Origin of the sequence: Streptomyces synnematoformans (assembly GCF_039531005.1) — a bacterium.
GTDB lineage: Bacteria > Actinomycetota > Actinomycetes > Streptomycetales > Streptomycetaceae > Streptomyces > Streptomyces synnematoformans.
In genome coordinates this window covers 1-2,168 of the sequence record NZ_BAAAPF010000577.1, presented here as the reverse complement: position 1 = coordinate 2,168, position 2,168 = coordinate 1, and the positions used below count along the sequence as shown (strand labels likewise).

The 2,168-nt window shown below is 78.2% G+C and carries 4 protein-coding genes; 1 reads left to right on the top strand and 3 read right to left on the bottom strand.

Translation table 11 applies throughout. The annotated features are described in order from the left end of the window. Positions 1 to 151: 151 nt before the first annotated feature. Genes ABD317_RS36175 through ABD317_RS36165 form a run of 3 tightly spaced genes read right to left on the bottom strand, consistent with a single transcriptional unit; the run spans position 152 to position 1,292 of the window. Entirely contained in the window at positions 152 to 562 is a 411-nt protein-coding gene (locus tag ABD317_RS36175; protein ID WP_425582531.1) for an Asp23/Gls24 family envelope stress response protein, read from the bottom strand. A gap of 3 nt (positions 563 to 565) precedes the next feature. Next, positions 566 to 760 (bottom strand): hypothetical protein, encoded by a 195-nt coding sequence (locus tag ABD317_RS36170; RefSeq protein ID WP_344296173.1) that lies wholly within the window; start codon positions 758 to 760, stop codon positions 566 to 568. A gap of 46 nt (positions 761 to 806) precedes the next feature. After that, entirely contained in the window at positions 807 to 1,292 is a 486-nt protein-coding gene (locus ABD317_RS36165; RefSeq protein WP_344296171.1) for an Asp23/Gls24 family envelope stress response protein, read from the bottom strand. 142 nt (positions 1,293 to 1,434) lie between these two features. Between ABD317_RS36165 and ABD317_RS36160 the strand changes: the two genes are divergently transcribed. Beyond that, a partial coding sequence (locus ABD317_RS36160) for a hypothetical protein (protein WP_344296169.1) occupies positions 1,435 to 2,168 on the top strand: 734 nt, incomplete at its 3' end.

Genomic DNA, 2,168 nt, shown 5'->3' with positions numbered 1-2,168 from the left:
CAGAAGCGCTCCGCCACGTCGCCGGCGACGCCGCCCGCGCCGCCGAGGCCGGCCGGCCCGGCCGCGTACCCGGACGCCGACGTGCTCTGCCGCCACTCACTCGGCTCCGCGGACGCGCCGCCCGCGGGCCACGACTTCGTCTTTCCGGCGCTCATCGCACCCTCCCCCGCGGCGCGTCCGGCCGCTCCGTGGCGTGCAGCCGCTCGACGTCCACGGCCACCTCCGGCACCTCAAGCCCGACCAGGGCCCTTACCCGCTCGGTGACGGCCCGACTCACGGCGCGGCACTGGGCGCCGAGGTCGGACGGGAAGCCCAGGTGGACGCCGACGCGGACGCGGGCGGTGTCGCCGTGGACGACGACCGCGGCGTGCGCGGCGTCCGTGCCGGGCGCGCCGAGCAGCGCCTCACGGGCCGCCTGGGAGGCGATCTTCGCGATGACGCGGTCCTCGATCCGGGTCGCGCCCCGCTCTCCCGCCGGCACGGCGGCCTCGGCCGCCCCGGCGGCATCCGCCCGGTCGGCCGCTGCCGTGCGTTCCGGGTGCTCGCTCGCGACGGGCGCCACCGGTCACCGCCGCCGGTCGTCGCGCTCGCTCGGCCGGCGGAAGAAGTCCCCCGGCTCCAGGTCGCCGTCCAGCACCCGGCCGACGACGAAGCCGATCGCGCCGAGCGCCGCCACCAGCAGGAATGCGCCGAACCCGCCGAAGTAGCCGGCGAAGCCCAGCGCCATGCCGGCCAGCAGGCCGACCACTGCCATGCTCATCGCACGCACCTTCCCGAAGCTCCGGGGCGGACCGCCCGCCCCGCCGTCACTGCAGCCGCGGCTGCTCGGCCCCCTCGTCCTCGTCGTCGGGCAGCTTCACGTCGGTCACCGCGATGTTGACCTCGACCACTTCGAGGCCCGTCATCCGCTCGACGGCGGAGATGACATTCTCCCTTACGGCGCGGGCGAGTTCGGTGATGGAGACCCCGTAGTCGACGACGATCTCCAGGTCGAGGGCCGTCTGCACCTCGCCGACCTCGGCCCGGACGCCGGCCGGCGACCGGGCGGTGCCGGGCACGCGGTCGCGTACGGCGCCCGCGGCGCGGGCAAGCCCGCTGCCCATGGCGTGCACGCCGACGACGTCGCGCGCGGCCAGGCCCGCGATCTTCTCGACCACGCCGTCGGCGATGGTCGTCCGCCCCCGCGTCGCCGGATCACCGGTGCCGCGCCGCGTGCCCAGCACCTTCGGCGGGGCCGGCGCCGGCTCCCGCGTGGCCTCCCTGACCGTCGACTCGCTGCTCACCGTCTCCATCCTTCCTCGTGCATGCGCCGCGCGCTCTTTCGCCCCCCACTATCCGTCCCCTGCCCGGGGTGGGCCAGGGGAATGCGACAGCCGGCCCACCGGAGGTCGGCGATCGGGTGGCGGACGGCGCGGGTGGGGGAGGATGGGGCGCATGACGGCGGGCAGCTGGGAGCGGGCGGTGCGCGAGCAGGTGGGGCTCGGCAGGCTGCTGCCCCTGGGCGCGGCGGCGGACGGGGCGTGGATCGCGGAGCGCGCGGCGGCCAGTGTGCTGCGGCACGCGGCCGCGGAGGTGCGCGGGGCCCGGGTGACGGCCCTGCGGGTGGGCCTCGCGGAGGGCGCCGGGGGCGGGGCTGGGCCGACGGAGCAGGAGCACGACGCGGAGAGCGCTGACGACGGGGCGGGGACGGCGGGGGCGGTACACGACGCGGAAGTCGCCGCGGACGGGGCGGGGCCGGAGCGCGATGCGGAGGACGCGGGGACGGCGGGCGGTGCCGGCGCAGGGCGGGGGGATGCGGCAGGGGCCGGGTCTCGCGCCGGTCCCGTACGCGGTGGAGGTGTCGCGGCGTCGCCGGGAGCCGACGTTCGGTACCTCGGCGAGCGGGGCCGGGTCGGGGCGGAGGCCGGGCGGTGGCCGGCGGTGGGGCCGCCGCCGGTGAGCGCCCTGCCGTACGGGGAGTTGCGGATCGCGGCGGAGTGCGACGCCGCGACGGACCGGCCGATGACCGCCACCGCCGACGCGCTGCGGGAGGCGCTGTGGCGGGGCGCAGAAGCGCGTCTGGGGCTGCGCGTGGCGGCGGTCGACATCCACGTCGCCGGACTGCTGGAAGCCCCGCAGAACGCCGCTGAGGCGGACGGCACTGACGCCACGGCGGCGCCCCGGCCCGG

Bases quoted from the DNA above. Each gene is read 5' to 3' on its own strand.
- ABD317_RS36170 (WP_344296173.1), bottom strand. From the start codon at position 760: ATGAGCATGGCAGTGGTCGGCCTGCTGGCCGGCATGGCGCTGGGCTTC.
- ABD317_RS36165 (WP_344296171.1), bottom strand. From the start codon at position 1,292: ATGGAGACGGTGAGCAGCGAGTCGACGGTCAGGGAGGCCACGCGGGAG.